This window comes from Bacillus aerius, from assembly GCF_029894105.1.
In the GTDB taxonomy this organism is placed as follows: domain Bacteria; phylum Bacillota; class Bacilli; order Bacillales; family Bacillaceae; genus Bacillus; species Bacillus altitudinis.
The window spans coordinates 1,689,984-1,711,831 of record NZ_JARYHO010000001.1; the positions used below are offsets into that span (position 1 = coordinate 1,689,984).

Genomic DNA, 21,848 nt, shown 5'->3' on the forward strand with positions numbered 1-21,848 from the left:
CGTCATGTGTGGAACGATGAAAGCGATTGTTAAAAAAGAAAGCGCTTACGGAGCGACGATGATGGAAATGCCGATTCCAGAAATAAGTGATCATGAAGTGCTCATCCAGGTAAAGGCTACATCGATATGCGGAACGGATGTGCATATTTATAATTGGGATGATTGGGCGAAGGGGAGAGTCAAAGCACCGTACATTTTTGGTCATGAATTCACAGGGGAAGTTGTCAAAACGGGGAACCAAGTCTCACGAGCAAAAGTAGGGGATTTTGTATCGGCTGAGACGCATATTGTCTGTAATCAGTGTTATATGTGTTTAACGGGTCAGCAGCATTTGTGCAGCGATACGAAAATTTTAGGGGTAGACATTGATGGCTGTTTTGCTGAATATGTCAAAGTACCAGAACAAAATGTGTGGCATAATCCAGCTCAAATGCCAGTGGAACTTGCATCTATTCAAGAACCGCTTGGAAATGCTGTTCATACAGTTCTGCATACACCTGTTTCAGGAAAGTCAGTGGCGATTTTTGGCTGTGGTCCCATTGGTTTAATGGCGATTGCGGTTGCAAAAGCCTCCGGGGCTGTCCAAGTGTTCGCTGTTGATAAAAATGAATACAGACTGGGTCTTGCCCGTAAAATGGGTGCAGATCATATCGTGGATATCGGAAAAGATGATCCTGTTGCCATGATTAAGCAGCTCACGCGGATGGAAGGGGCAGACGTGATGTGTGAGATGTCAGGACATCCCGTTGCAATTAATCAAGCACTCGAAGCTTGTGTAAATGGAGGGAAAGTGAATATACTAAGTTTGCCAGAGCGGCCAGTAACCATTGACATTACGAATCAAATTGTTTTTAGGGGATTAACCGTGCAAGGGATCACGGGGAGAAAAATGTTTGAGACGTGGCGTCAAGTATCTGAACTTTTAAGAACGAATACCATTGATGTACAGCCGGTTGTCACCCATACGCTGCCATTTGAAGATTTTGAAAAGGGATTTGAACTCATGAGAAATGGTACGTGCGGGAAGGTCGTACTGATCATGCCATCATATCAAAGGGGGACGAAATGATGAAAGAATTTACGTATTTACAAGATGAATTGGACACAATGAAGCAGCAAGGCACCCATCAAACACTGAAAGAAATCGATTCCAAACAATCTTCCACGGTGACATTAAATGAACAATCCGTCATACAACTCTCTTCAAATAACTACTTAGGTCTCACCTCACATCCAAGGCTGATGAAAGCGGCAAAAGAGGCGATTGATGAATTCGGTGCTGGAACAGGATCTGTACGAACCATTGCTGGAACGATGACAATGCATGAACGGCTTGAAAAAAAGCTCGCAGCTTTTAAAAAGACAGAGGCAGCCCTTGTATTCCAATCAGGCTTTACGACCAACCAAGGAGTCTTATCCAGTATTCTCACAAAAGATGATATTGTCATTTCAGATGAGCTGAACCATGCCTCAATCATCGATGGGATTCGCTTAACAAAGGCAGATAAAAAAGTATATGCTCATTCTAATATGGAAGAGCTTGAGAAAATTTTAAAGAAATCGATGAATTACCGCGTCCGTCTTATCGTGACAGATGGTGTGTTCTCAATGGATGGAGATATTGCACCGCTTCCTGAGATTGTAAGACTTGCAGAAGCATATGATGCCTTTGTGATGGTAGACGATGCCCATGCGTCTGGAGTACTTGGTGAAAATGGGCGCGGAACAGTGAATCATTTTCAACTTGACGGCAGAGTGCATATTCAGGTTGGCACACTTAGTAAGGCAGTTGGTGTGCTAGGCGGTTACGTCGCTGGTTCTGCCGTTTTAATCGACTATTTAAAGCATAAAGCAAGACCGTTTTTATTCAGCACCTCACATCCGCCGGCTGTCACAAGAGCCTGTGAAGAAGCCATTGAAGTGCTGTTAGACGAACCGGATCGCATTGAAACACTTTGGGAGAACGCGTCCTATTTTAAAGAAAAAGTCATCGGTCTTGGATTTGAGGTGGCACCAACAGAAACGCCTATTATTCCAATGATGATTGGAGACGAGGCACTCACTTTCCGTTTTTCAAAAGCATTAATCGAGCGCGGCGTTTTCGCTCAAGGCATTGCTTTCCCAACTGTAGCGAAAGGAAAAGCGAGAATTAGAGCCATCATCACAGCAGAGCACACAAAAGAAGAGCTTGACCGTGCACTGACAATCATCGAAGAAGAAGCAAAAAAACTGAATATACTTGATTGAGAGAGCTGAGGCTCTCTTTTCTTTTGATCAAGAGTATTGATGACTGTCCAGATGAATAGACATTTTTCATAGAAAAAACACATATGAATTTATTTTCAATTCACGACAAAATAGTCTATACTGTAGGGTGGAGCTTGGTTTGAAAGGAGTACAAATTCATGAATGAAGAGCAGAGAAAAGCGAGCGGACAAGTAAGTTCATCGGACAAAAAATCCGAGAAGGACTACAGCCAATATTTTGAAGCTGTGTACATTCCGCCTTCCTTAAAAGATGCAAAAAAACGGGGTAAAGAAGAAGTCGAATACAATCAATTTCAAATTGACGAGCGGTTTCAAGGGTTAGGGAACGGCCGCAAGTTTTATATTCGCACATATGGCTGTCAAATGAATGAGCATGACACAGAAGTGATGGCTGGTATTTTTATGGCGCTTGGTTATGAACCAACAAATTCGACTGAAGATGCGAATGTCATCTTATTAAACACTTGTGCCATTCGTGAGAATGCAGAAAACAAAGTGTTTGGAGAGCTTGGTCATTTAAAAGCATTAAAGCGTGAAAAGCCAGATTTAATCTTAGGCGTCTGCGGATGCATGTCACAAGAAGAATCTGTCGTTAACCGTATTTTAAAGAAACACCCATTTGTTGACTTGATTTTCGGTACCCACAACATTCACCGCCTGCCAGAGCTATTATCTGAATGCTACCTTTCAAAAGAAATGGTCATTGAGGTTTGGTCTAAAGAAGGCGATGTGATTGAAAATCTTCCGAGAGCCCGCCAAGGAAAAATTAAGGGCTGGGTGAATATTATGTACGGTTGTGATAAATTCTGTACATACTGTATCGTCCCTTACACGCGCGGTAAGGAAAGAAGCCGCCGTCCTGATGAAATTATTCAAGAGGTCAGACGCTTAGCAGCAGAAGGATATAAAGAAATTACCCTTCTTGGTCAAAACGTGAATGCGTATGGAAAAGATTTTGAAGACATGGAATATGGCCTTGGTCACCTAATGGATGAGCTGCGTAAAATCGATATTCCACGTATCCGTTTTACAACAAGCCACCCGCGTGACTTTGATGATCACTTAATTGAAGTGCTTGCCAAAGGCGGAAACCTTCTCGACCATATTCATTTGCCGGTTCAATCAGGAAGTTCTTCTGTGCTGAAACTCATGGCAAGAAAATACGACCGTGAACGTTACCTTGACCTAGTGCGCAAAATCAAAGAGGCAATGCCAAATGCTTCATTAACAACGGACATTATCGTTGGGTTCCCAAATGAAACAGATGAGCAGTTTGAAGAGACGCTTTCCCTCTATCGTGAGGTTGAGTTTGATGCGGCTTATACGTTCATTTACTCTCCAAGAGAAGGAACACCAGCAGCCAATATGAAAGACAACGTGCCAATGCGTGTAAAAAAAGAACGTCTGCAGCGCCTGAATGCACTCGTAAATGAAATTTCTGCGAAAAAAATGAAGGAATATGAAGGGCAGACTGTCGAAGTATTAGTAGAGGGTGAAAGTAAAAACAACCCTGAGATCCTAGCCGGATATACAAGTAAAAGCAAGCTTGTGAATTTTAAAGCACCAAAAGAAGCGATTGGCAACATCGTCAAAGTGAAAATCACACAAGCCAAAACTTGGTCTCTTGACGGAGAAATGGTTGGAGAAGCTATCGAGGTGAATTAAAATGACGCTTTATTCAAAGAAAGAGATTGTCGAGCGCGCAAGAGAGCTCGCAAAAATGATTTCTGAAACAGAAGAAGTTGATTTCTTCAAAAAAGCAGAAGCGCAAATCAATGAAAATACAAAAATTGCAGCGATCATTAATCAAATTAAGGCGCTTCAAAAGCAAGCTGTGAATTTAAAGCATTATGGCAAACATGAAGCCTTAAAACAAGTGGAAGAAAAAATTGATGCCCTGCAAGAAGAACTGGATGAGATCCCAGTGATTCAAGAATTCAAAGAATCACAAACAGAGGTTAATTCCCTGCTTCAGCTTGTAGCGCACACAATTTCTAATCAAGTAACGGATGAAATCATTCTTTCAACCGGCGGTGACCTCTTATTAGGAGAAACCGGTTCAAAAGTGAAAAACTCATCCCCAAGTTGCTCCATTAAATGAGAAAACCCCGCAGATGCGGGGTTTTTATATTATATAGAATACATGTTATTTGTATTTTGCTACTGCACCAACAACAAAATGTTGATGCAGTAGCCCCTGTATACCATAAAAATGTCTTAAACTAAAAATGAATTGATTTTACAGATTAGAAGATTTAAATTGAAACTCAATGCTTAATCCAAAAATATTTATTGTAATATGAAACTCTTTCACAAAAATCCCTCCCTATATAAAGAAGGGCTACTAACTTTATTACATCAAATTACACCATTTCAGTCAACCCCAATCTCTCACTCTCCAACTTTTCCAATTTTCAAGGCAAGTTTATGGGCGACCATGCATACACTGAAACAGAAATGAATTTAATTGAACATGAGACTCAAAATCGTGACACACTAGACGAATGCCCAGCATAAGATAAAACGATCAAGAACAAGGAGGCATGCCGGAATGTCTGAATACAGAGAAATTATTACAAAAGCGGTGGTTGCAAAAGGGAGGAAATTTACCCAAAGCACACACACCATTTCTCCATCGCAAAAACCAACCAGCATCCTAGGCGGTTGGATCATTAATCATAAGTATGATGCTGAAAAGGTCGGTAAAACAGTTGAGATTGAAGGTACATTTGATATTAACGTGTGGTATTCTTACGCAGACAACACGAAAACCGAAGTGGTCACAGAACGTGTAAAATATGTAGATATCATCAAACTGAGATATAAAGATAAAAACTTCCTTGATGATGAGCACGAAGTGATTGCGAAAGTCTTACAGCAACCCAATTGCTTAGAAGTCACCATTTCTCCAAATGGCAATAAAATTGTCGTTCAAGCAGAGCGTGAATTCATTGCTGAAGTAGTAGGGGAAACCAAAATTGTTGTAGAAGTCAATTCAAGCTGGAAAGAAAAAGATGATCACGAATGGGAAGAAGAAGTGGATGAGGAATTAGAAGATATTCATCCAGAATTCCTCGCGGGTGATCCAGAAGAGTAATTGATGACTAGGGCGCATATCCCCCTAGTTTTTTTGTGCCTTGATCTAGGGAAAAAAGGTGAATTTTTATGCTATAATGAAAGATGGTATGAATTCGAAAGTAATATAGTGAGGGATTAGAAATATGGCAAGTTATACGCCCATGATACAGCAATATTTAAAGATCAAGGCAGATTACCAAGATGCCTTTTTATTTTTTCGCTTAGGCGATTTTTATGAAATGTTTTTTGATGATGCAAAAGAAGCAGCACAAGAATTAGAAATTACGTTAACAAGCAGGGATGGCGGCACGATTCCAATGTGTGGTGTTCCATATCATTCTGCGTCTGCATACATAGAACAACTGATAGAAAAAGGCTATAAAGTCGCCATTTGTGAGCAGGTGGAAGACCCTAAAACGGCAAAAGGTGTGGTCAAAAGAGAGGTCGTTCAACTGATTACACCAGGTACGGTCATGGACGGCAAAGGACTGAATGAAAACGAAAATAACTTTATCGCATCTGTTTCCAGCTTTCAAAATGGCTACGGTCTTGCGCTGTCCGATTTATCAACAGGTGAAAACATGGCGGCTTTCATTGAACGGTTAGATGAAGTTGTGTCTGAAATTTATTCTGTCGGTGCAAAAGAGATTGTGGTATCAAAGCAGCTCGATGAAGAAACAGTGAAAACCCTGAAGGAACGCTGCCAAGCGACCATCTCATACGAAGATAGCGATGAATTAATAGATGAAGCTGAACGACTCGTTTCTCATCTTGACGAGCATCTGAAAATAGCATTTTTCACACTCTATGCATACTTAAGAAGAACGCAAAAAAGGAGTCTTGATCATCTTCAGCAAGTTCAAGTATTTGAGCTTGAACAAACGATGAAAATTGATCTTTACTCAAAGCGAAACCTTGAATTAACAGAAACCATCCGTTCAAAAAGCAAGAAGGGTTCTTTATTATGGCTCTTGGATGAAACAAAAACGGCAATGGGTGGAAGATTGCTGAAGCAATGGATTGATCGTCCGCTCATCCGCCTTTCACAAATCAAAGAACGCCAGGAAATGGTGCAAATTCTGATGGAACATTTCTTTGAACGAGAGGATCTGCGAGAACGTTTAAAGCAAGTGTATGATCTTGAACGTCTAGCGGGCCGTGTGGCATTTGGAAATGTGAATGCCCGTGATCTTATTCAATTGAAAGAATCTCTCAAGCAAGTGCCGGCTATTAAAGAGCTTGTCCATTCTCTCCCAGAGGATATGGCGAAATCTAGAGCAAATAACATTGACCCATGCGGTGATTTACTTGATTTATTAGAAGATGCTCTTTATGAGAATCCGCCGATGACGTTAAAAGAAGGCAATTTGATTAAAGACGGCTACAATGCAAAATTAGATGAATATCGTGATGCGAGCCGAAACGGGAAAGATTGGATCGCTCGTCTTGAACAGCAAGAAAGAGAATATACAGGCATTCGATCGTTGAAAGTCGGCTTTAATAAAGTGTTTGGCTACTATATCGAAGTGACCCGTGCAAATACGCATTTATTAGAAGAAGGCCGTTATGAAAGAAAACAAACCCTTGCCAATGCAGAGCGGTATATTACACCTGAATTGAAAGAAAAAGAAGCCCTTATTCTTGAGGCGGAATCAAATATTAGTGAATTGGAATATGAACTATTTTCTGCGCTTCGGGAACAAGTAAAAGCCTATATTCCTAGATTACAGTTGCTCGCAAAACAAATGAGTGAGCTTGATGCGCTGCAATGCTTTGCGACTGTGAGTGAAAAGCGGCGTTATGTCCGCCCTGAATTTTCATCAGATGAAGTGGAAGTCATTGATGGTCGTCATCCTGTTGTTGAAAAAGTGATGGATCATCAAGAGTATGTGCCGAATGACTGCCAAATGGGCAAAGGGAGACAAACCTTGCTCATTACTGGTCCGAATATGTCAGGGAAAAGCACATATATGAGACAAATGGCATTGATCTCGATTCTTGCGCAAATTGGCTGTTTTGTGCCAGCATCAAAGGCAACCCTTCCGATTTTTGATCAAATCTTTACACGTATTGGGGCGGCAGATGATTTGATTTCTGGTCAAAGTACTTTTATGGTAGAGATGCTCGAAGCAAAAAATGCGATGGTACATGCGACAAAGAACAGCTTGATTTTATTTGATGAAATTGGACGCGGGACAAGCACTTATGATGGAATGGCTCTTGCACAGGCAATCATTGAATTTGTGCATGATCATATTGGTGCCAAAACCCTTTTCTCCACTCATTATCATGAACTGACGGTACTTGAATCCCAATTAAGCGAACTGAAAAATGTCCACGTACGAGCTGAAGAACATGAAGGGACAGTTGTTTTCTTACATCAAATCAAAGAAGGAGCAGCGGATAAAAGCTACGGCATCCATGTAGCGCAGCTTGCTGAACTGCCTGATGCGATCATTGATCGAGCCCAGACCATCTTAACGGAGCTTGAGAGCGGATCACATGAAGTGATTCCGCGCGTCTCTAAAGCCCCGAAAAAAGAAATGGCTGAGGAAAAACAGCAGCTTTCTTTCTTTGAAGTGGAAGAAAAACCGCAAACAAAACCTGTGCTGAAAAACAAAGATCAAGCAGTGATCGAAGAATTGAAGTCATTTAACTTAATGGATATGACACCGCTTGAAGCGATGACAAAGCTATATGAATTGCAAAAGAAATTATAATGTAAGGTGAGGTGAGCAAGAAATGGCAAAGATTATTCAGTTATCCGATGACCTATCAAATAAAATTGCAGCTGGTGAAGTGGTCGAACGTCCGGCTTCTGTTGTGAAGGAGCTGGTGGAAAATGCGATCGATGCTAGTAGTACTGTCATTGAAATCGATGTAGAAGAAGCAGGACTTTCTTCTATTAGAATTATTGATAATGGGGTGGGAATCGATGCTGAAGATTGTAAGCTCGCCTTTCAGCGTCATGCGACGAGTAAAATCAAAGATGAAAATGATCTGTTTCGTGTCAGGACGCTCGGTTTCAGGGGGGAGGCGCTGCCAAGTATTGCCTCCGTCTCTCACTTAGAAATGAAGACAAGTACCGGTGAAGGTGCTGGAACACACTTAGCTCTCCAAGGCGGGAAGATCATTTCGGAGAAAAAAACCTCTGGCCGTCGCGGCACCGAAATTGTGGTCACCAATTTATTTTATAATACGCCAGCCCGTCTAAAATACATGAAAACTGTTCATACGGAGCTTGGCAACATTTCTGATGTTGTGAACCGAATTGCACTTGCTCATCCAGAAGTGTCGATTCGTTTGCGACATCAAGGAAAAGTGCTGCTTCAAACAAATGGAAACGGAGATGTGCGGCATGTGCTTGCGGCCATTTATGGAACGGCAGTGGCCAAAAAAATGCTGCCACTACATGTACAATCACTTGATTTTGAAGTAAAAGGCTATATTTCCTTACCAGAAGTGACAAGGGCATCACGTAATTATATGTCTTCTGTTGTCAACGGCAGATATGTCAAGCATTTCCCGCTGGTGAAAGCCATTCATGAAGGATACCATACACTGCTCCCGATCGGACGCCATCCGATTACATTTATTGAGATGAAGATGGACCCAATTTTAGTCGATGTGAACGTACATCCTTCTAAACTTGAAGTAAGACTAAGTAAAGAGCAGGAACTTCATGAGTTGATCAAACAAGGGATTAAAGACGTCTTTCAAAAGCAGCAGCTTATTCCAAGTGCTTCAGTGCCAAAAAAAGCACCAATGCCAGCAGTGAAAAATGAGCAGCAGTCTTTATCTTTTGATTCTAAACAAACAATGAAAAGCCGAATAGAAACACCTGCTTCCTATGAGCCGGACTCGCTCGAATCGGCTGTATACGAGACCACTCAGAACGACACATACGGGATGCGTGAACCGGAAAGTACGGAAGCGACTTTACCAGCATCGTCTGAAGAAACGTTTGACCATGTATATGTAGAGGAATCTGCAGCTTCGCATGACCAACATGACGAAGTGATACTGGAAGACAGTGCAGCCCAGCATCAGGCTGAAAGTGAACGTGTCCCTGTGATGTATCCGATTGGACAAATGCACGGAACGTATATTTTGGCTCAAAATGAACGCGGTCTTTATATCATCGATCAGCACGCTGCCCAAGAGCGAATCAAGTATGAGTACTTTCGTGAAAAGGTAGGAGACATTGAACAGGAAGTGCAAGAAATGCTTGTTCCATTAACCTTTCACTACTCAAAAAACGATATGTTGATTATTGAAGAGCATATCGATATTTTAGCAAAAGTAGGGGTCTTCTTAGAGCCATTCGGATCAGGCAGCTATATCGTTCGATCGCATCCGCAGTGGTTTCCTAAAGGAGAAGAGGCTGAACTCATCGAAGAAATCATTCAGCAAGTACTTGATGAAAAGCGTGTGGATATCAAGAAACTGAGAGAAGAAGCGGCGATCATGATGAGCTGTAAAGGCTCGATTAAAGCAAATCGTCATTTGCGTCACGATGAAATCAAAGCCTTATTAGATGAACTCCGGCAAACACAAGACCCATTTACATGTCCGCATGGCAGGCCGATTATGATTCATCATTCCACATATGAAATGGAGAAGATGTTTAAGCGGGTGATGTAGCTAGGTTTGAGATGGTGGGTGAATCGGTTTGCCCACCAATTAATTTTTCAATCCGATAGTTTGGTTCGTGTTTTTGTGATGTGAAGATAAATACCCGCTGTCATGTTGTAAGGATAAACCCCTTTCCTCAAATGGATAGGGGTTTTTGTTATTTGGTTATACGATTAGGTGAAGCGTGATATGATTGTAAAAAGGAGGGAATATGATGACATTCAAAAAAGCGTTCAATATAGGTTACTTTGTTTTGCTTTTATCTTTTTTTGTCGTATATTTTTTGCTTCCAGTCGATCAACTATTTACCGCAATTATGATCCTAACCTTACTATTTGGCGTATATCAATTTGTGATTTTTAAAAAACTAAAAGAGCAAAAATAACAATAAAAAACGCCATATATGGATTTGCCAACTAAATGATGACAGACCATCATGAGATATGGTGTAACAATTATATAAAATGCAGTAAGCACAGCGGCAAGAGATATGATAAATGAGAAAAAGCGCTCTAAAAGCGCTTTTTTGTTTAGCATCCGCAAGGATTTGGCGGTGTGACGACAACTGGTCGTTTATTAATATCAATCGTATCCTCTGCATAAAATGTGGAACCGATGCTGATCGCACGATTTTCTGCGCGGAACGTATATGTACCTGCAGCAGGAAGTACTTTATGAGAAAGTTGTAATGTATATTGGGAACTTCCGAATAAATCGAAACGAGCTGGAATGCGGACAGTTTTTCCGTTGTTCAAAATGTAACTGTCTTTTAATGCTTTTCCGTTGATAATATCCTTTGTTGTGGCTTGAAAACCTGCTGGTAAAGTAAATTCAACTGCACCAATACTAAGAACAGAATTTGGACGGTAAGTCAGGTCAATGTCAGAAAAAGACCATTCCTGTTTACTTGCTCCTGTGATTTTTGCATAAAGTGCAGCTGGTCGAGCATTTGTTGAAGCTTTGCCTTCCTCTGTTTTAGCCCCTTCAGCTGATGCGGCTAGCGGTACTGAGAGTGCCATGACCAATGTAAGCATCCCCATCATAATGATTGTCCATGTTTTCTTCATTTCTTCCTTCCCCCTTGGTTGATTATAGGTAAATAATAGATGATTACATCCATTATTTACCTATAAGGTTACCATATTCCTATATGTCATTAAATGGTATTTTATACCCTTATTTTGCTTGTTTTTTAGTAATAACGGGGTAGGAATGCATTTGGTTGGTTCATTCCGTAAGCATTTCCTGTCATATGATGATTTGCCGGCATCATCATATGCATATCATGATAGCCATATGGCTGGTAGGGAGCCATACCATAACCGCCGTAGTGACCGAAGTGATGGTGATCGTTCATCTGTACATTTGAATAGGGTTCATACTGCTTCATAAAAGGGGAATAGGCTGAATGATGATGCGGATGGTGTCCGCTATAAGCATCTTTTTTACCGGTATGATAATGATTTGGCATATTCATAGGGTCATGCATGTTTGGTGCGATCATATGCTCATGATTGGCTGTATACACATTTTCAAACGTGTGATAGGGATTTCCTTGATGGTAATGGTTGGTTTGGTTATTCATATTATTCATTTTGTATCTCATCCTTTTTTTCAGGTTGCCATATCTTATGAGCTGCACCTGTTTCATGAGCCTATCCATATGAAAGAAAAGAACGACATGTAACAAAAAAACCGGCTTTTCAGCCGGGAAAACAAAAAGCAGGTGCAGCGTCAAACACTAAAATGAGAAGCTATGTCTTTTTCTGCGACGCTTCTTACATCTGCTACAGACACTTTTAGGAAAATAATGGGGATCGTAACTTCTTGACGTATCCCAAAAATCGCTCTCAAACCAATCATCTTTTTTATGATAAAACTTCTTTTTTTCACACGGATCAATATGGTGATGATCGTCATGCTTTTTATAGCATTTTGAGTGGGAATGTTTGCTCTTGCATTTGCACATTGTCATCCCTCCTAAATGTGACTCAATGCTAGTATATGCAAGAAAGGTGTACGAGGACTGGATGGTGGCGCTCCTTTTGTAAAAAAAGGCTAATTCTTTAAAAACTCAAATAAAAAGAATTGACTAGTGCTAAATTAACATGATAAAATATAAATTTTTATCCTCTGCTGAAATGTGTTATAATGATATTGTGAATACTTTCGGAGGTGGCGGATTTGTTTCAAATAGGTGATAAAATTGTTTATCCAATGCATGGAGCCGGTGTGATTGAAGGAATGGAAGAAAAAGAGATTTTAGGTAAGACGCAGGAATATTTTCTGATTCAAATGCCGAATATGCAGATGATGGTCCCAAAAGGCAGAATCAATCAACTAGGTATACGTCCGGTAGCTGATCAAGCTACGCTGAAAGTTGTGATGAACAATTTTGCAGAAGAAACAAACGACGACACGCTTACTTGGAAGCAAAGATATGATGAAAATCTGAAAAAGCTAAAAACAGGTTCGATTGAAGATGGTGCAGACGTTGTCAAAGATCTGATGAGACGTAATCAGAAAAAAGCCTTAAATTCTAGTGAAAAGAAGATGCTTGAAGATGCACGGGGCATGTTAGTGAGCGAAATTTCACTTGCACAAGGCATGTCGCAAGATGAAGTGCTGACAGCATTAGAGAATGAATTAAGAGTTTAATGCTGGATATACAGAGACTGGCTGTAAACAGAAGGAGATATTCCTTTTGTTTACAGCTTTTTTATTTGAAAAAAGATGAAAATTCCCAATTTTGTAGGCGTTTTTGACTAAAACTAAAATGAGGTCATAGGATTTAGTTTTTACTTGCACATGAACCGTTTGAAAGAAGCCGAAAATACCTAGGGCAACATAAAAAAACAGGTAAGTTCTCCTGATTCATGAAAAGGAGCCGGACATTCTTTGAATTCTTTTAGCGATTGATAGTAAAATAATGCGATAAGATGACATCGAAGAGAATGAAAAGGAGCGGTGAAATGAAAAGACTACTCATATGTGGATTCATCTTTCTCATCCTGTGTGCTCTTTTAATGGTGAAATGCAGCCATTCTATCCAAGAAAATAAAGAGCAAAAACAACATCATGAAGAAGTAGAAAAGTATAAGAAAGAGCGAAAAAAAGGGGATCAATATGAAAGTTTTAAACAGCTTATACGGCATGAAAGAGACGGCTATGAGATAGAGTTTCATGAAAAAGGGGGAAGTGACTTACTTGTCTTTTCTCCTCATGGCGGCGAAATTGAACCAGGAACAAGTGAAATTGTAGAAGCATTTGAAAAGAAGTACTCTACGTATTTATTTGAAGGGACAAAACAAGACAACAATCGTGACTTGCATATCACTAGTACAAAATTCGATGAACCGATTTTGGTTCAAATGATTAAAACATATCCCTTTTCTATATCTATCCACGGCTATAAAAGTGATAGAAGACATACACTTGTGGGCGGGACAAACGAAAAAATGCAAGAAGCGGTTGTGCGAGAACTAAAAGACCGGGGCTTCTCCGCAGAGCTCGTGCAAAAAGGCGAGCGCCTCTCTGGAACGGATCCAAACAACATTAATAATCAAAATGCCAGTGGCGAAAGTGTCCAGTTAGAAATTAGTACGGCGCAGAGAAAAGCCTTTTTTGACAACTTTGATACGAGAAAAGGAAAGAAAAAAGCATTTAGTCGCTATATCAGTGGTTTAAAAGAAGTGCTTAGAGAATTCGACCCTTCTTCGTAGAAAAAAGGTTTTGATGGGCAAAAGGACTCTCTTTAAACTTGGTAAAAAAGATAGAAATGTGCAAAATCAACATAAAATATGAAATAAATGACAATTTGCCTTAAAATCATAAATTATGTAAAATAATAGTTATCAGTTTGATATGATAGAATGGGGCTGAAGTGGATGGCACACAAAATACCATCTTCCGAAGTAGGTGTAAAAATCAATCAATGGTACACACATATTTGCAAATTTGAAGTTGATCAGGCAAACGATATGAAGCGCCTTGTTGAAGAAGACATTCATGAGATGGAAGAAGATCAAGATTTATTACTCTATTATTCTCTCATGGATTTTCGCCATCAAATGATGCTTCAGCACTTAACGCCAGTCCATGCAGGGAATGAATCGCTTCAAGCGGTTTCTTTTCCAAAAGAAATTGAAGAGGCAGAAGATGAGATGACGGGTTTATTGGGCTATTACTTTCATTTTTTCCATGGAATGTATGCATTTACCCAGCACCGGTATATCGAAGCCATTTCCTATTATAAGCATGCGGAACATCAGCTGATCTTAGTGACAGATGAGATCGAAAAAGCGGAATTTTATTATAAAATTGCTGAAGTATACTATCATATGAAACAAACCTATTTTTCTATGCATTATGCGAAAAAAGCGAGAGACATCTATAAGAAACATCAGCTTTATGGAAAAAGAAGCATTCAATGCGATTTTGTGATGGCAGGTAATTGGATTGATGTAAGTCAGCATCAAAAAGCGCTCCCGTATTTAGAAAAAGCTTTAAAAGTGTGTGAAGCAATGGAAAGAAAAAAATGCACATCTTATTTTAAGGCGATGGCCCTCAATAACTTAGGAACTTGTCATTATAGTATGGGAACCTATCATACAGCCACTGTCTTCTTTGAACAAGCCATTTCACTTTATCAAAAAGATCAAGCTGCAACGATGATCAAATCATTGTTTTCACTGGCTCTTACTTGTTTTAAACTCGAAGATATGGAGCGAGCGAGTGAGGCTATAAAGGAAGGCATGAATCAGGCCTCTATATTGGGAGATGAAATTTATCAATTGAAATTCCAATTTTTACAGGCACTCTATATAGAAACAGACAGCTCTGAACAATTGAGATCAGCCCTTTTGGGACTACGAAACAAAAAAATGTTTGCTGATTTAGAGGAATTGGCACTTGATGCGGCTAATTATTATAAGGAACGCGACATGTACAAGGAATCTTCCACTTTTTTTGAAATTGTGATCGAAGCGCGTACGCACATTCAAAAAGGAGATGAGATGTATGAGAACGAAGCATAACATGTCAGCTGCTCAAGTAGAAGAAAGACTTCACACATAAAAACAGACAAAACAACACCCTTTACGAAAAACGTAAAGGGCTTTTTTATTTATTCTTGGATTGCTTTTTCTGCGTCGATGGCACCTGCTCCGTAAATCATTGGGTCCTCTCCAGACCACTTGCTTGTATTTTCTTTTAATAAGGCTTTGACTTCATCAGGTGTTAAATCTGGTGAATGCTCTAATAATAGTGCGCAGATACCGGCACAAATGGGTGTCGCCATCGAAGTGCCAGATAACGTCGTATAATCATCATCGACTCTACTTGATTTATCTAGTTTATCTAGGAATGATCTTGGTGATCTAAGAGAGACGATATTGACTCCTGGTGCGAGGAGGTCAGGCTTTGTTTCACCGTAGACCGTTGGACCTCTGCTCGAAAATGGTGCCACGACATCGTCACTTGATTCTGGCGTATTTCGATCATCATAGGCTCCGACCGTAATGACTTTTTGACTCACGGCAGGGCTTGCGATCGTTTGACTGTTAGGACCGGAGTTCCCGGCAGCAACGCATACGACAATCCCTTGATCCCAAGCTGCATTAACAGCGCGCACCATCGGATCGTCTTGTTCGTCATCATAACGCTGTGCATCGCCGCCTAGTGACATACTGATGATGTGAATTGGGTCATCAGGATGGTCTTCGTTGAACTGTATGCACCACTCAACACCTTCTATAATAGTAGAAAGTGATCCAGCGCCTTGTTTATTTAACACTTTTACCCCAATGATATTGGCTTTTGGAGCGGGTCCTTTGTATAAGCCGTCTGAGGCAGCTCCGTCTCCAGCCACATCCCCAGCGCAATGCGTTCCATGACCGTTATCATCATAAGGTTTCGTTTTTTGTTTGACTAAATCTACAAAGTCGCGAATTCTTCCATCTAAGTCCTCATGTGGGTATACGCCTGTGTCAACGACCGCAACCGTAATGCCTTCACCGGTTAAGGTTGTGCCATTTCGAACGACTTCATCCGCATGACTTGATTGTGTCGCCACATCCAGCAGTGCATGTACCTGTCTGTCTAAATATATTTTGCGAATATGCTCCCCATTTGCTAAGAGTTCCTCTAAAGCCGCAGGGGTAAGATCAGCTGCGCAGCAGTTAATATGTGAAAAATGTTTTTTGATGTTTGTTTTTCTGCTTTTTTTCATTAGCTGCTTTGTGCTTTGAATACCTGCTTCGACTGCATCTTCTTTAAATTCAATGATGACCCGAAGCTTCTTGCTCTTCTTTAGCCTTCCTTCAAAAAAACGATGAAGAAAACAAGGCGTCCACTTAAAAGGCTTATAGAGGTGAAGGACGGTTTCTCTTAAAGGCTGATCCAATTTACTAGCATGTGTTCTGACCATTTGTACCATGGAAAATCCAAACATGTGATGCCCTCCATTCTAGCTATCCATTCTCGTACACTCTTACGTTATGAACATGACAGCATCTTTGTTCGGATTCTTGTCCCTTCTTTTGTTCATATTGGCGGCTGACTCATTCCCTTTAAAAAGAAAAGCGCTTACATTTTGTAAAATAATAGAAAAAGGTGGAAATCATATCAAAACTGCCGATGATAGGTGGGAGAGTTCTTCTTAGAGAACCAGTAAAACAGAGGATTCTGCAGAAAAAAGGGGGGTTCTAGACAGGGTCAATGCTCATACAAATGTGATTCATTCCAGATGAAAAAAATCAAATTCGCATAAAAAAAAGACGAATTAAAGAAAACAGACTGGGTAGGACTAGGTCATTTTAAACATAACTTCATTTGTTTGTCATACTATTCTAACTCTGTTTTCAATCAGGAGAGGCGTTTCTGTGTATATAAATGCAATTATCTTATTTTTGAGGAATCTCATGATCTAGAGTGTTATGATCAAATTTGAAGAGAAAATGTGGAAAAAATGAAAAGAAATGATGATTCAATATTAATCATAGAAACGGCTTAGAAATCTGTTAAAGGAGAACGGGAATGAAGAAGTTTTTTGCTTTGCTTCTCCTGCTTGTCATCGGATGGGGCGTCTATTATACCATGCAAGCACAGGAACATGATGAGCCAGTGTCATCAGGTGGAGAAGACGAAAGCGGTTCAAATGATATGTATCGCAATTTTAAAGAACTGGAAGAGAATGAATCAACAGATCATTATCAAATTACATCCAATCCAGTGCCCGGCAGCCGTCTTCTAGTGATGTCGCCTCATGGCGGGAGAATCGAAGGCGGCGTTAGTGAGATTGTCCATTTTTTTGATAACGATTTTTCTACGTACTTATTTGAAGGTTTTAGAGAAAATGCATCAGAACTTCATATTACAAGTACAAACTTCGATGAACCAATCGGAGTCGCACAGGCAAAAGCACATGATTATGTCTTAGCTGTTCATGGTTATAAAGGGGAGCCGGGAATTGATCACACCCTTGTTGGCGGAACAGACTATAACCGTGCTGAGAAAATTGTGAACTCATTAGAGCGCAACGGTTTTTCTGCTGAACTTGCAGTTGCACACGCAACCCTAAGCGGAACGAGCAATCATAATATTAATAATCTTACAAAAACAGGGCAAAGTGTACAGCTTGAGATTAGTAGAAGTCAACGGGAAGCGTTATTTGACAGTTTCGATTTTCGGCAGCGGTCGAGTACAAAAAACGAGACGTTCTACCGGTATGTCAGGGCGATTCGAACGGTGCTGGATGAAGAATATACGTAAGGATGGTGCACATCTTAAGACAGCAAGATGAATTCTTGTTACACTATAAAAAGTGATAACAAAAGGAGAGACAGATATGGCGCGTCATCATTTTCATCTTCAGGCAAACTGGCCTGGTCTGCGTAACGATGTGGGGACAATCGAATGTGAACAGTTAAAGACGGAGATTTCCATTCCAAAAGAAATGGATGGACCGGGTATTGGAACAAATCCAGATGAGATGCTCCTAGGTGCAGCGGCCACATGTTATATCATTACACTTGCAGCCATGATGGAGCGGAGTCAATTAGAGAAAGAGGATTTATCGATGAGCTCTGAGGCAGTTGTCGATGTGACAAACGGTGTGTTTACATATGAGAAAATCATTCACCGTCCTGTCATCATTCTCAAAGAGTCGGCTACAGCACAGGACATAGAACGAGCTCGTAAGCTTGCACATAAAGCTGAAAGCTCATGTATGATCTCTAGAGCTGTGCAAGGGAATGTCCATATTTCCTTAGAAGAAACCATCAAAGCTGGTTATTAAGTAAAAAAGTCATTTTCTCTTGATTAATGGAGAAAATGACTTTTTTTATGACGTCCATTCGGTTTGATCGAATGGTTCTTTCTTTTCTTCCTTTTGTTTTTTGGATTGATTTAAGACAATGACGCCGCATATGACAAGTGCAAGACCAATGAATCCTTTCATATGAATGGTTTCGTTAAATAGCACGAGGCCCACAAGAGCAGTAAGTGCTGTACCGACCCCAGACCAAGTGGCATATGCAGATGACAACTCAATTGTTTTGAGTGCCAAACTGAGAAAGGTAAAGGCACACCCAAATCCGATCAGCACCCCCATACTCGGCAGCGCCTGTGTAAAACCTTGCGAAAGCTTCAGCATCGTACTGCCAAAAACCTCTGTCAAAATCGCTCCTGTTAAATAAAGCATTCCTTTCATATCACTTCACATCCTTTAAGACATATTTAATAGTACGACCCCTGAAACAAGCATCGCCATTCCAATAAGTGCTTGACGGTTCAAGGTTTCTTTGAAAAAGAGCACGCCAAAAAAAGCCGTGAGGACGGTACCGACCCCAGACCAAGTGGCGTAAGACATGCTAAGTGGAATGATATTAAGGGTCAATGACAACATGTAAAAAGCAAGTGTGTAGCCAGCGACAACGACAGCGCTAGGTTTAAAGCGTGTGAAACCATTTGATAGTTTCAGCATCGCTGCCCCGATTGCTTCTGAAAAAATGGCGATAGCCAAAAAAAGATATCCGAGGATCATCATCATCCCTCCTCTAAAATGTGTAAAATCCGATGAAGTAAAAGGGTTTTTTCCTCTCGATTCAATGGTTCAAGCTGAAACATTTCTGAAAACCATATACCATCACAGGCAAGACGGATCAGCTGGCTAAGTGCAGGGTCATTGATTTCCTCGGTTGCTTTTTCTTTAAATTCCGCATAAAAATGACGCCAAGGATTTAATAATGCTTCATCAAATGACATGGTAGCCAGCATGCTTGTACATAGCTGTGTGGTGTTTTGTCTATCAAGGTCATTTAATGTGGCCAATATATAGGCACGTACATAAGGTGCCTTTTCGTTTTTGTATGTTTCCTGATACGTGTCAAGCTGCTGACGAAAAGAGGCAACCGCATGCTCATTCATTTGCTGGATCAGGTCTTCCTTGCTCGAAAAATGATACAGTAGCCCGGCTTTGGTCATATTTGCATGTTCTGCCACCTGCTGAAGGGTGAGCTGACTCAATCCTTCTTTTAGAATGGTGTGAGCTGCTGCCTCAAAAATTTGTTCTTTTTTCGTTTTAGACATAAAAAAAACACCTACTTTACTGAACGGTCGGTAAAGTAAATGTTAACCTATGAAAAACAAATGTGTCAATCGATTCATATTATAAGAGGATGTTTTCACTAAATCGTCATATTTAATAATAAGGGTATGGTCCATATGGCGGGTATGGCGGTGGATAAGGATAACCATAGCCATATCCTGGAGCAAGAAGCGACCCAGCTAAAAGCCCTCCAGCAAAACCACCTAAAAATGGCGGTCCAAAAAATCCAGGTCTCCCATAGCCAAAACCAGGGCGCCCAAACCCAAACCCAGGTCTTCCAAAACCAAATCCAGGGCGTCCAAATCCAAAAGGTCTTCTCATCTCATCTTGAACAAACGGTGCGTCAAAATAATTCATAAAAAAAGACTCCTTTCACATAAAATCACTGTAACTGACATCAGTGTATTCGAGTGGCCCACTTGTGTTTGGGTGAATGCCTAAAATAAGGAGGAATGTAAAAAATGGGCCTGTATCCGTCTGATTGGGCTAAATGTCCACCTCATGCACATGCTTATAAAGCCCGAACGGATGTAACCGAAGAACATTATCATTTAATAGAAGGTATTTCTCAGCCTGTGAATGGAAGCAGTACCGACAGACATACTCATTATTACCGGGGGATCACGTCATTTGAAAGAGGGCATTTTCATAGATATTATGGCGTCACTGGACCTGCTATCCCAAGAGTGGACGGGACGCACTACCATGAAATTGAGGAAGTCACGTTTTCTGCCTATACCGACTCTGTCCCGATTCCATACGGGGGAGTCGTTTACAGTCCAGATGAAGAAAGGCCAACGCATAAGCACCGTATAAAAGGAAAGACATATGAAGTGGTCGGGAATGAACCACTTGGCTGGTGACGGGAGGATATAGGAGAGAAAGAGAAGTTATGCTATACTGTAGGCAGTTTGTAAAAGAGAGTGATGTTATGAAAAAACAACCAGTGATTGTATTAGTAGGTCCGACGGCTGTCGGAAAAACAAAGCTGAGCATTGATATAGCGAAAGCATTTAATGGAGAAATTATCAGCGGAGATTCCATGCAGATCTATAAAGGGATGGATATTGGCACAGCGAAAATCACCCCTGAAGAAATGGATGGCGTACCGCACCATTTAATCGATATTAAACAACCGGATGAATCGTTTTCTACAGCTGAATTTCAGCAGCTTGTCCGCTTAAAAATCAAAGAGATTGCTGCGAGAGGGAAAACGCCCATGATTGTTGGTGGAACTGGGCTATATATTCAGTCTGTTTTATATGATTACACGTTTACTGATGAGAAAAGTGATCCTGCTTTTAGAGAAGAGATGACGCTGTTTAAGCAGCAGCATGGACCGATCAAGCTGTATGAAAAGCTAAAAGAAGCCGATCCTGACGCTGCAAAAGCGATTCATCCGAATAACGTCCGCCGCGTGATCAGAGCGCTTGAAATCATCCATACAACAGGTCAGAAAATGTCTGATATGCAAAACGGGCATCAAGAAGTTCCTCTTTATGACACTGCCTTCATTGGGCTGAAAATGGACCGAGAGCTTTTGTACGAGCGCATTCATCAAAGAATTGATATGATGTTAGATGAAGGCTTAATTGAAGAAGTGAGCGCACTTTATCAATCTGGTTTGAAAGATTGTCAGTCTGTTCAAGCGATTGGTTATAAAGAGTTGTATGCCTATTTTCAAGGCGATTGCTCACTTGATGAAGCCATCCAGCAATTAAAACAAAATTCCCGCAGATATGCGAAGCGTCAGTTTACGTGGTTCCGTAATAAAATGGATGTCACCTGGTTTGATATGACACCACCTTGCCACTTTTCGGACAAAAAAGAGGAAATTTTCGCATATATAGCAGGAAAGCTTGGACTTAAAGCGAAACTGTAGTTATCAGAATCAAGGAGGACGAAACATGAAACCGATTAATATTCAGGACCAATTTTTGAATCAGATCCGCAAAGACAATACATTTGTCACAGTATTTTTACTGAATGGCTTTCAGCTTCGCGGTCAAGTAAAGGGATTTGACAATTTCACGGTGCTGCTTGAGACAGAAGGGAAGCAGCAGCTTATTTATAAACATGCGATTTCAACATTTGCACCTCAAAAAAATGTAAATCTTGAATTAGAATAAACACCCGTTTTCACCAATAGCCCCATGCAGCTGCGAATAAACCGGCCGAAACCCGCTACGTTTTTTGTCAGTGCAGAGGGGCTATTTTGCATGCCATGAAACTTTTCTGTCCAAGTTGCGTATAAATCCTTA

The 21,848-nt window shown here is 40.6% G+C and carries 23 protein-coding genes; 16 read left to right on the forward strand and 7 right to left on the reverse strand.

All coding sequences use genetic code 11. The features are described from left to right. Positions 1-4: 4 nt before the first annotated feature. The 8 genes from tdh (at position 5) to M2353_RS08665 (ending at position 10,365) form a co-directional block, all read left to right on the forward strand. Positions 5-1,069 (forward strand): L-threonine 3-dehydrogenase, encoded by a 1,065-nt coding sequence (gene tdh, locus M2353_RS08630; protein WP_284725256.1) that lies wholly within the window; start codon positions 5-7, stop codon positions 1,067-1,069. Continuing rightward, positions 1,069-2,247, forward strand: a complete 1,179-nt coding sequence (locus tag M2353_RS08635) for a glycine C-acetyltransferase (protein WP_284725257.1) — start codon at positions 1,069-1,071, stop codon at positions 2,245-2,247. Before tdh ends, M2353_RS08635 begins: the two co-directional genes overlap by 1 nt. A gap of 158 nt (positions 2,248-2,405) precedes the next feature. Beyond that, positions 2,406-3,932: a tRNA (N6-isopentenyl adenosine(37)-C2)-methylthiotransferase MiaB gene (miaB, locus tag M2353_RS08640; RefSeq protein ID WP_007499471.1), complete on the forward strand. Its 1,527-nt coding sequence runs from the start codon at positions 2,406-2,408 to the stop codon at positions 3,930-3,932. Position 3,933: 1 nt separating this feature from the next. Continuing rightward, positions 3,934-4,368 carry a regulatory iron-sulfur-containing complex subunit RicA gene (gene ricA, locus M2353_RS08645; RefSeq protein ID WP_008344661.1) on the forward strand — a complete coding sequence of 145 codons (435 nt, stop codon included), beginning with the start codon at positions 3,934-3,936 and terminating at the stop codon, positions 4,366-4,368. Between the two features lie 450 nt (positions 4,369-4,818). Beyond that, a complete protein-coding gene (cotE, locus tag M2353_RS08650; protein ID WP_007499466.1) occupies positions 4,819-5,364 on the forward strand; it encodes an outer spore coat protein CotE in 546 nt (181 codons plus the stop codon). Positions 5,365-5,488: 124 nt separating this feature from the next. Then, positions 5,489-8,065, forward strand: coding sequence for a DNA mismatch repair protein MutS (gene mutS, locus M2353_RS08655; protein ID WP_284725258.1), 2,577 nt, complete (start codon positions 5,489-5,491; stop codon positions 8,063-8,065). Between the two features lie 22 nt (positions 8,066-8,087). After that, complete coding sequence (gene mutL, locus M2353_RS08660; RefSeq protein ID WP_284725259.1) at positions 8,088-9,989, forward strand: DNA mismatch repair endonuclease MutL; 1,902 nt, start codon at positions 8,088-8,090, stop codon at positions 9,987-9,989. 205 nt (positions 9,990-10,194) lie between these two features. After that, positions 10,195-10,365, forward strand: coding sequence for a hypothetical protein (locus tag M2353_RS08665; protein WP_167493203.1), 171 nt, complete (start codon positions 10,195-10,197; stop codon positions 10,363-10,365). A gap of 145 nt (positions 10,366-10,510) precedes the next feature. Here the strand turns inward: M2353_RS08665 and bslA are convergent, their stop codons facing one another. Further along, positions 10,511-11,047, reverse strand: a complete 537-nt coding sequence (gene bslA, locus M2353_RS08670) for a biofilm surface layer hydrophobin BslA (protein WP_017359045.1) — start codon at positions 11,045-11,047, stop codon at positions 10,511-10,513. A 125-nt stretch (positions 11,048-11,172) separates the two neighbouring features. Next, the gene (locus tag M2353_RS08675; protein WP_282833640.1) at positions 11,173-11,574 is read right to left on the reverse strand and encodes a hypothetical protein; all 402 of its coding nucleotides are present in this window, start codon (positions 11,572-11,574) and stop codon (positions 11,173-11,175) included. 590 nt (positions 11,575-12,164) lie between these two features. On the opposite strand from M2353_RS08675, the gene M2353_RS08680 reads away from it, so the two are divergent. The 3 genes from M2353_RS08680 to M2353_RS08690 all read left to right on the forward strand — a co-directional run bounded on the left by M2353_RS08680 (position 12,165) and on the right by M2353_RS08690 (position 15,016). Next, on the forward strand, positions 12,165-12,638 hold the full coding sequence (locus M2353_RS08680) for a CarD family transcriptional regulator (RefSeq protein ID WP_007499456.1): 474 nt from the start codon (positions 12,165-12,167) through the stop codon (positions 12,636-12,638). 314 nt (positions 12,639-12,952) lie between these two features. Continuing rightward, positions 12,953-13,702 (forward strand): poly-gamma-glutamate hydrolase family protein, encoded by a 750-nt coding sequence (locus tag M2353_RS08685; protein WP_284725260.1) that lies wholly within the window; start codon positions 12,953-12,955, stop codon positions 13,700-13,702. Positions 13,703-13,867: 165 nt separating this feature from the next. Beyond that, positions 13,868-15,016 (forward strand): response regulator aspartate phosphatase, encoded by a 1,149-nt coding sequence (locus M2353_RS08690; protein WP_284725261.1) that lies wholly within the window; start codon positions 13,868-13,870, stop codon positions 15,014-15,016. 89 nt (positions 15,017-15,105) lie between these two features. Here the strand turns inward: M2353_RS08690 and M2353_RS08695 are convergent, their stop codons facing one another. Continuing rightward, positions 15,106-16,431, reverse strand: coding sequence for a S8 family peptidase (locus M2353_RS08695; protein ID WP_056704767.1), 1,326 nt, complete (start codon positions 16,429-16,431; stop codon positions 15,106-15,108). A 584-nt stretch (positions 16,432-17,015) separates the two neighbouring features. On the opposite strand from M2353_RS08695, the gene M2353_RS08700 reads away from it, so the two are divergent. Both M2353_RS08700 and M2353_RS08705 read left to right on the forward strand, forming a co-directional pair. Further along, positions 17,016-17,750: a poly-gamma-glutamate hydrolase family protein gene (locus M2353_RS08700; RefSeq protein ID WP_024720397.1), complete on the forward strand. Its 735-nt coding sequence runs from the start codon at positions 17,016-17,018 to the stop codon at positions 17,748-17,750. A gap of 76 nt (positions 17,751-17,826) precedes the next feature. Next, positions 17,827-18,276, forward strand: coding sequence for an OsmC family protein (locus M2353_RS08705; RefSeq protein ID WP_058213761.1), 450 nt, complete (start codon positions 17,827-17,829; stop codon positions 18,274-18,276). 45 nt (positions 18,277-18,321) lie between these two features. Here M2353_RS08705 and erbB read toward each other — a convergent pair whose 3' ends face one another. The 4 genes from erbB to M2353_RS08725 all read right to left on the reverse strand — a co-directional run bounded on the left by erbB (position 18,322) and on the right by M2353_RS08725 (position 19,944). Then, positions 18,322-18,690, reverse strand: coding sequence for an SMR family multidrug efflux transporter EbrB (erbB, locus tag M2353_RS08710; protein WP_056704771.1), 369 nt, complete (start codon positions 18,688-18,690; stop codon positions 18,322-18,324). A gap of 15 nt (positions 18,691-18,705) precedes the next feature. Further along, positions 18,706-19,023: an SMR family multidrug efflux transporter EbrA gene (erbA, locus tag M2353_RS08715; protein WP_017367286.1), complete on the reverse strand. Its 318-nt coding sequence runs from the start codon at positions 19,021-19,023 to the stop codon at positions 18,706-18,708. Positions 19,024-19,025: 2 nt separating this feature from the next. Further along, positions 19,026-19,568: a TetR/AcrR family transcriptional regulator gene (locus M2353_RS08720; protein ID WP_041507251.1), complete on the reverse strand. Its 543-nt coding sequence runs from the start codon at positions 19,566-19,568 to the stop codon at positions 19,026-19,028. Positions 19,569-19,680: 112 nt separating this feature from the next. Further along, a complete protein-coding gene (locus tag M2353_RS08725) occupies positions 19,681-19,944 on the reverse strand; it encodes a hypothetical protein (protein ID WP_017359036.1) in 264 nt (87 codons plus the stop codon). Positions 19,945-20,048: 104 nt separating this feature from the next. On the opposite strand from M2353_RS08725, the gene M2353_RS08730 reads away from it, so the two are divergent. The 3 genes from M2353_RS08730 to hfq all read left to right on the forward strand — a co-directional run bounded on the left by M2353_RS08730 (position 20,049) and on the right by hfq (position 21,716). After that, entirely contained in the window at positions 20,049-20,450 is a 402-nt protein-coding gene (locus M2353_RS08730; RefSeq protein ID WP_284725262.1) for a YmaF family protein, read from the forward strand. Positions 20,451-20,518: 68 nt separating this feature from the next. Next, positions 20,519-21,469: a tRNA (adenosine(37)-N6)-dimethylallyltransferase MiaA gene (gene miaA / locus M2353_RS08735; protein WP_065460384.1), complete on the forward strand. Its 951-nt coding sequence runs from the start codon at positions 20,519-20,521 to the stop codon at positions 21,467-21,469. Between the two features lie 25 nt (positions 21,470-21,494). After that, complete coding sequence (gene hfq, locus M2353_RS08740) at positions 21,495-21,716, forward strand: RNA chaperone Hfq (RefSeq protein ID WP_003211269.1); 222 nt, start codon at positions 21,495-21,497, stop codon at positions 21,714-21,716. The last annotated feature ends 132 nt before the right edge of the window (positions 21,717-21,848 follow it).

Bases quoted from the DNA above. Each gene is read 5' to 3' on its own strand.
- tdh (WP_284725256.1), top strand. From the start codon at position 5: ATGTGTGGAACGATGAAAGCGATTGTTAAAAAAGAAAGCGCTTACGGA.
- M2353_RS08635 (WP_284725257.1), top strand. From the start codon at position 1,069: ATGAAAGAATTTACGTATTTACAAGATGAATTGGACACAATGAAGCAG.
- miaB (WP_007499471.1), top strand. From the start codon at position 2,406: ATGAATGAAGAGCAGAGAAAAGCGAGCGGACAAGTAAGTTCATCGGAC.
- ricA (WP_008344661.1), top strand. From the start codon at position 3,934: ATGACGCTTTATTCAAAGAAAGAGATTGTCGAGCGCGCAAGAGAGCTC.
- cotE (WP_007499466.1), top strand. From the start codon at position 4,819: ATGTCTGAATACAGAGAAATTATTACAAAAGCGGTGGTTGCAAAAGGG.
- mutS (WP_284725258.1), top strand. From the start codon at position 5,489: ATGGCAAGTTATACGCCCATGATACAGCAATATTTAAAGATCAAGGCA.
- mutL (WP_284725259.1), top strand. From the start codon at position 8,088: ATGGCAAAGATTATTCAGTTATCCGATGACCTATCAAATAAAATTGCA.
- M2353_RS08665 (WP_167493203.1), top strand. From the start codon at position 10,195: ATGACATTCAAAAAAGCGTTCAATATAGGTTACTTTGTTTTGCTTTTA.
- bslA (WP_017359045.1), bottom strand. From the start codon at position 11,047: ATGAAGAAAACATGGACAATCATTATGATGGGGATGCTTACATTGGTC.
- M2353_RS08675 (WP_282833640.1), bottom strand. From the start codon at position 11,574: ATGAATAATATGAATAACCAAACCAACCATTACCATCAAGGAAATCCC.
- M2353_RS08685 (WP_284725260.1), top strand. From the start codon at position 12,953: ATGAAAAGACTACTCATATGTGGATTCATCTTTCTCATCCTGTGTGCT.
- M2353_RS08690 (WP_284725261.1), top strand. From the start codon at position 13,868: ATGGCACACAAAATACCATCTTCCGAAGTAGGTGTAAAAATCAATCAA.
- M2353_RS08695 (WP_056704767.1), bottom strand. From the start codon at position 16,431: ATGTTTGGATTTTCCATGGTACAAATGGTCAGAACACATGCTAGTAAA.
- M2353_RS08700 (WP_024720397.1), top strand. From the start codon at position 17,016: ATGAAGAAGTTTTTTGCTTTGCTTCTCCTGCTTGTCATCGGATGGGGC.
- M2353_RS08705 (WP_058213761.1), top strand. From the start codon at position 17,827: ATGGCGCGTCATCATTTTCATCTTCAGGCAAACTGGCCTGGTCTGCGT.
- erbB (WP_056704771.1), bottom strand. From the start codon at position 18,690: ATGAAAGGAATGCTTTATTTAACAGGAGCGATTTTGACAGAGGTTTTT.
- erbA (WP_017367286.1), bottom strand. From the start codon at position 19,023: ATGATCCTCGGATATCTTTTTTTGGCTATCGCCATTTTTTCAGAAGCA.
- M2353_RS08720 (WP_041507251.1), bottom strand. From the start codon at position 19,568: ATGTCTAAAACGAAAAAAGAACAAATTTTTGAGGCAGCAGCTCACACC.
- M2353_RS08725 (WP_017359036.1), bottom strand. From the start codon at position 19,944: ATGAATTATTTTGACGCACCGTTTGTTCAAGATGAGATGAGAAGACCT.
- M2353_RS08730 (WP_284725262.1), top strand. From the start codon at position 20,049: ATGGGCCTGTATCCGTCTGATTGGGCTAAATGTCCACCTCATGCACAT.
- miaA (WP_065460384.1), top strand. From the start codon at position 20,519: ATGAAAAAACAACCAGTGATTGTATTAGTAGGTCCGACGGCTGTCGGA.
- hfq (WP_003211269.1), top strand. From the start codon at position 21,495: ATGAAACCGATTAATATTCAGGACCAATTTTTGAATCAGATCCGCAAA.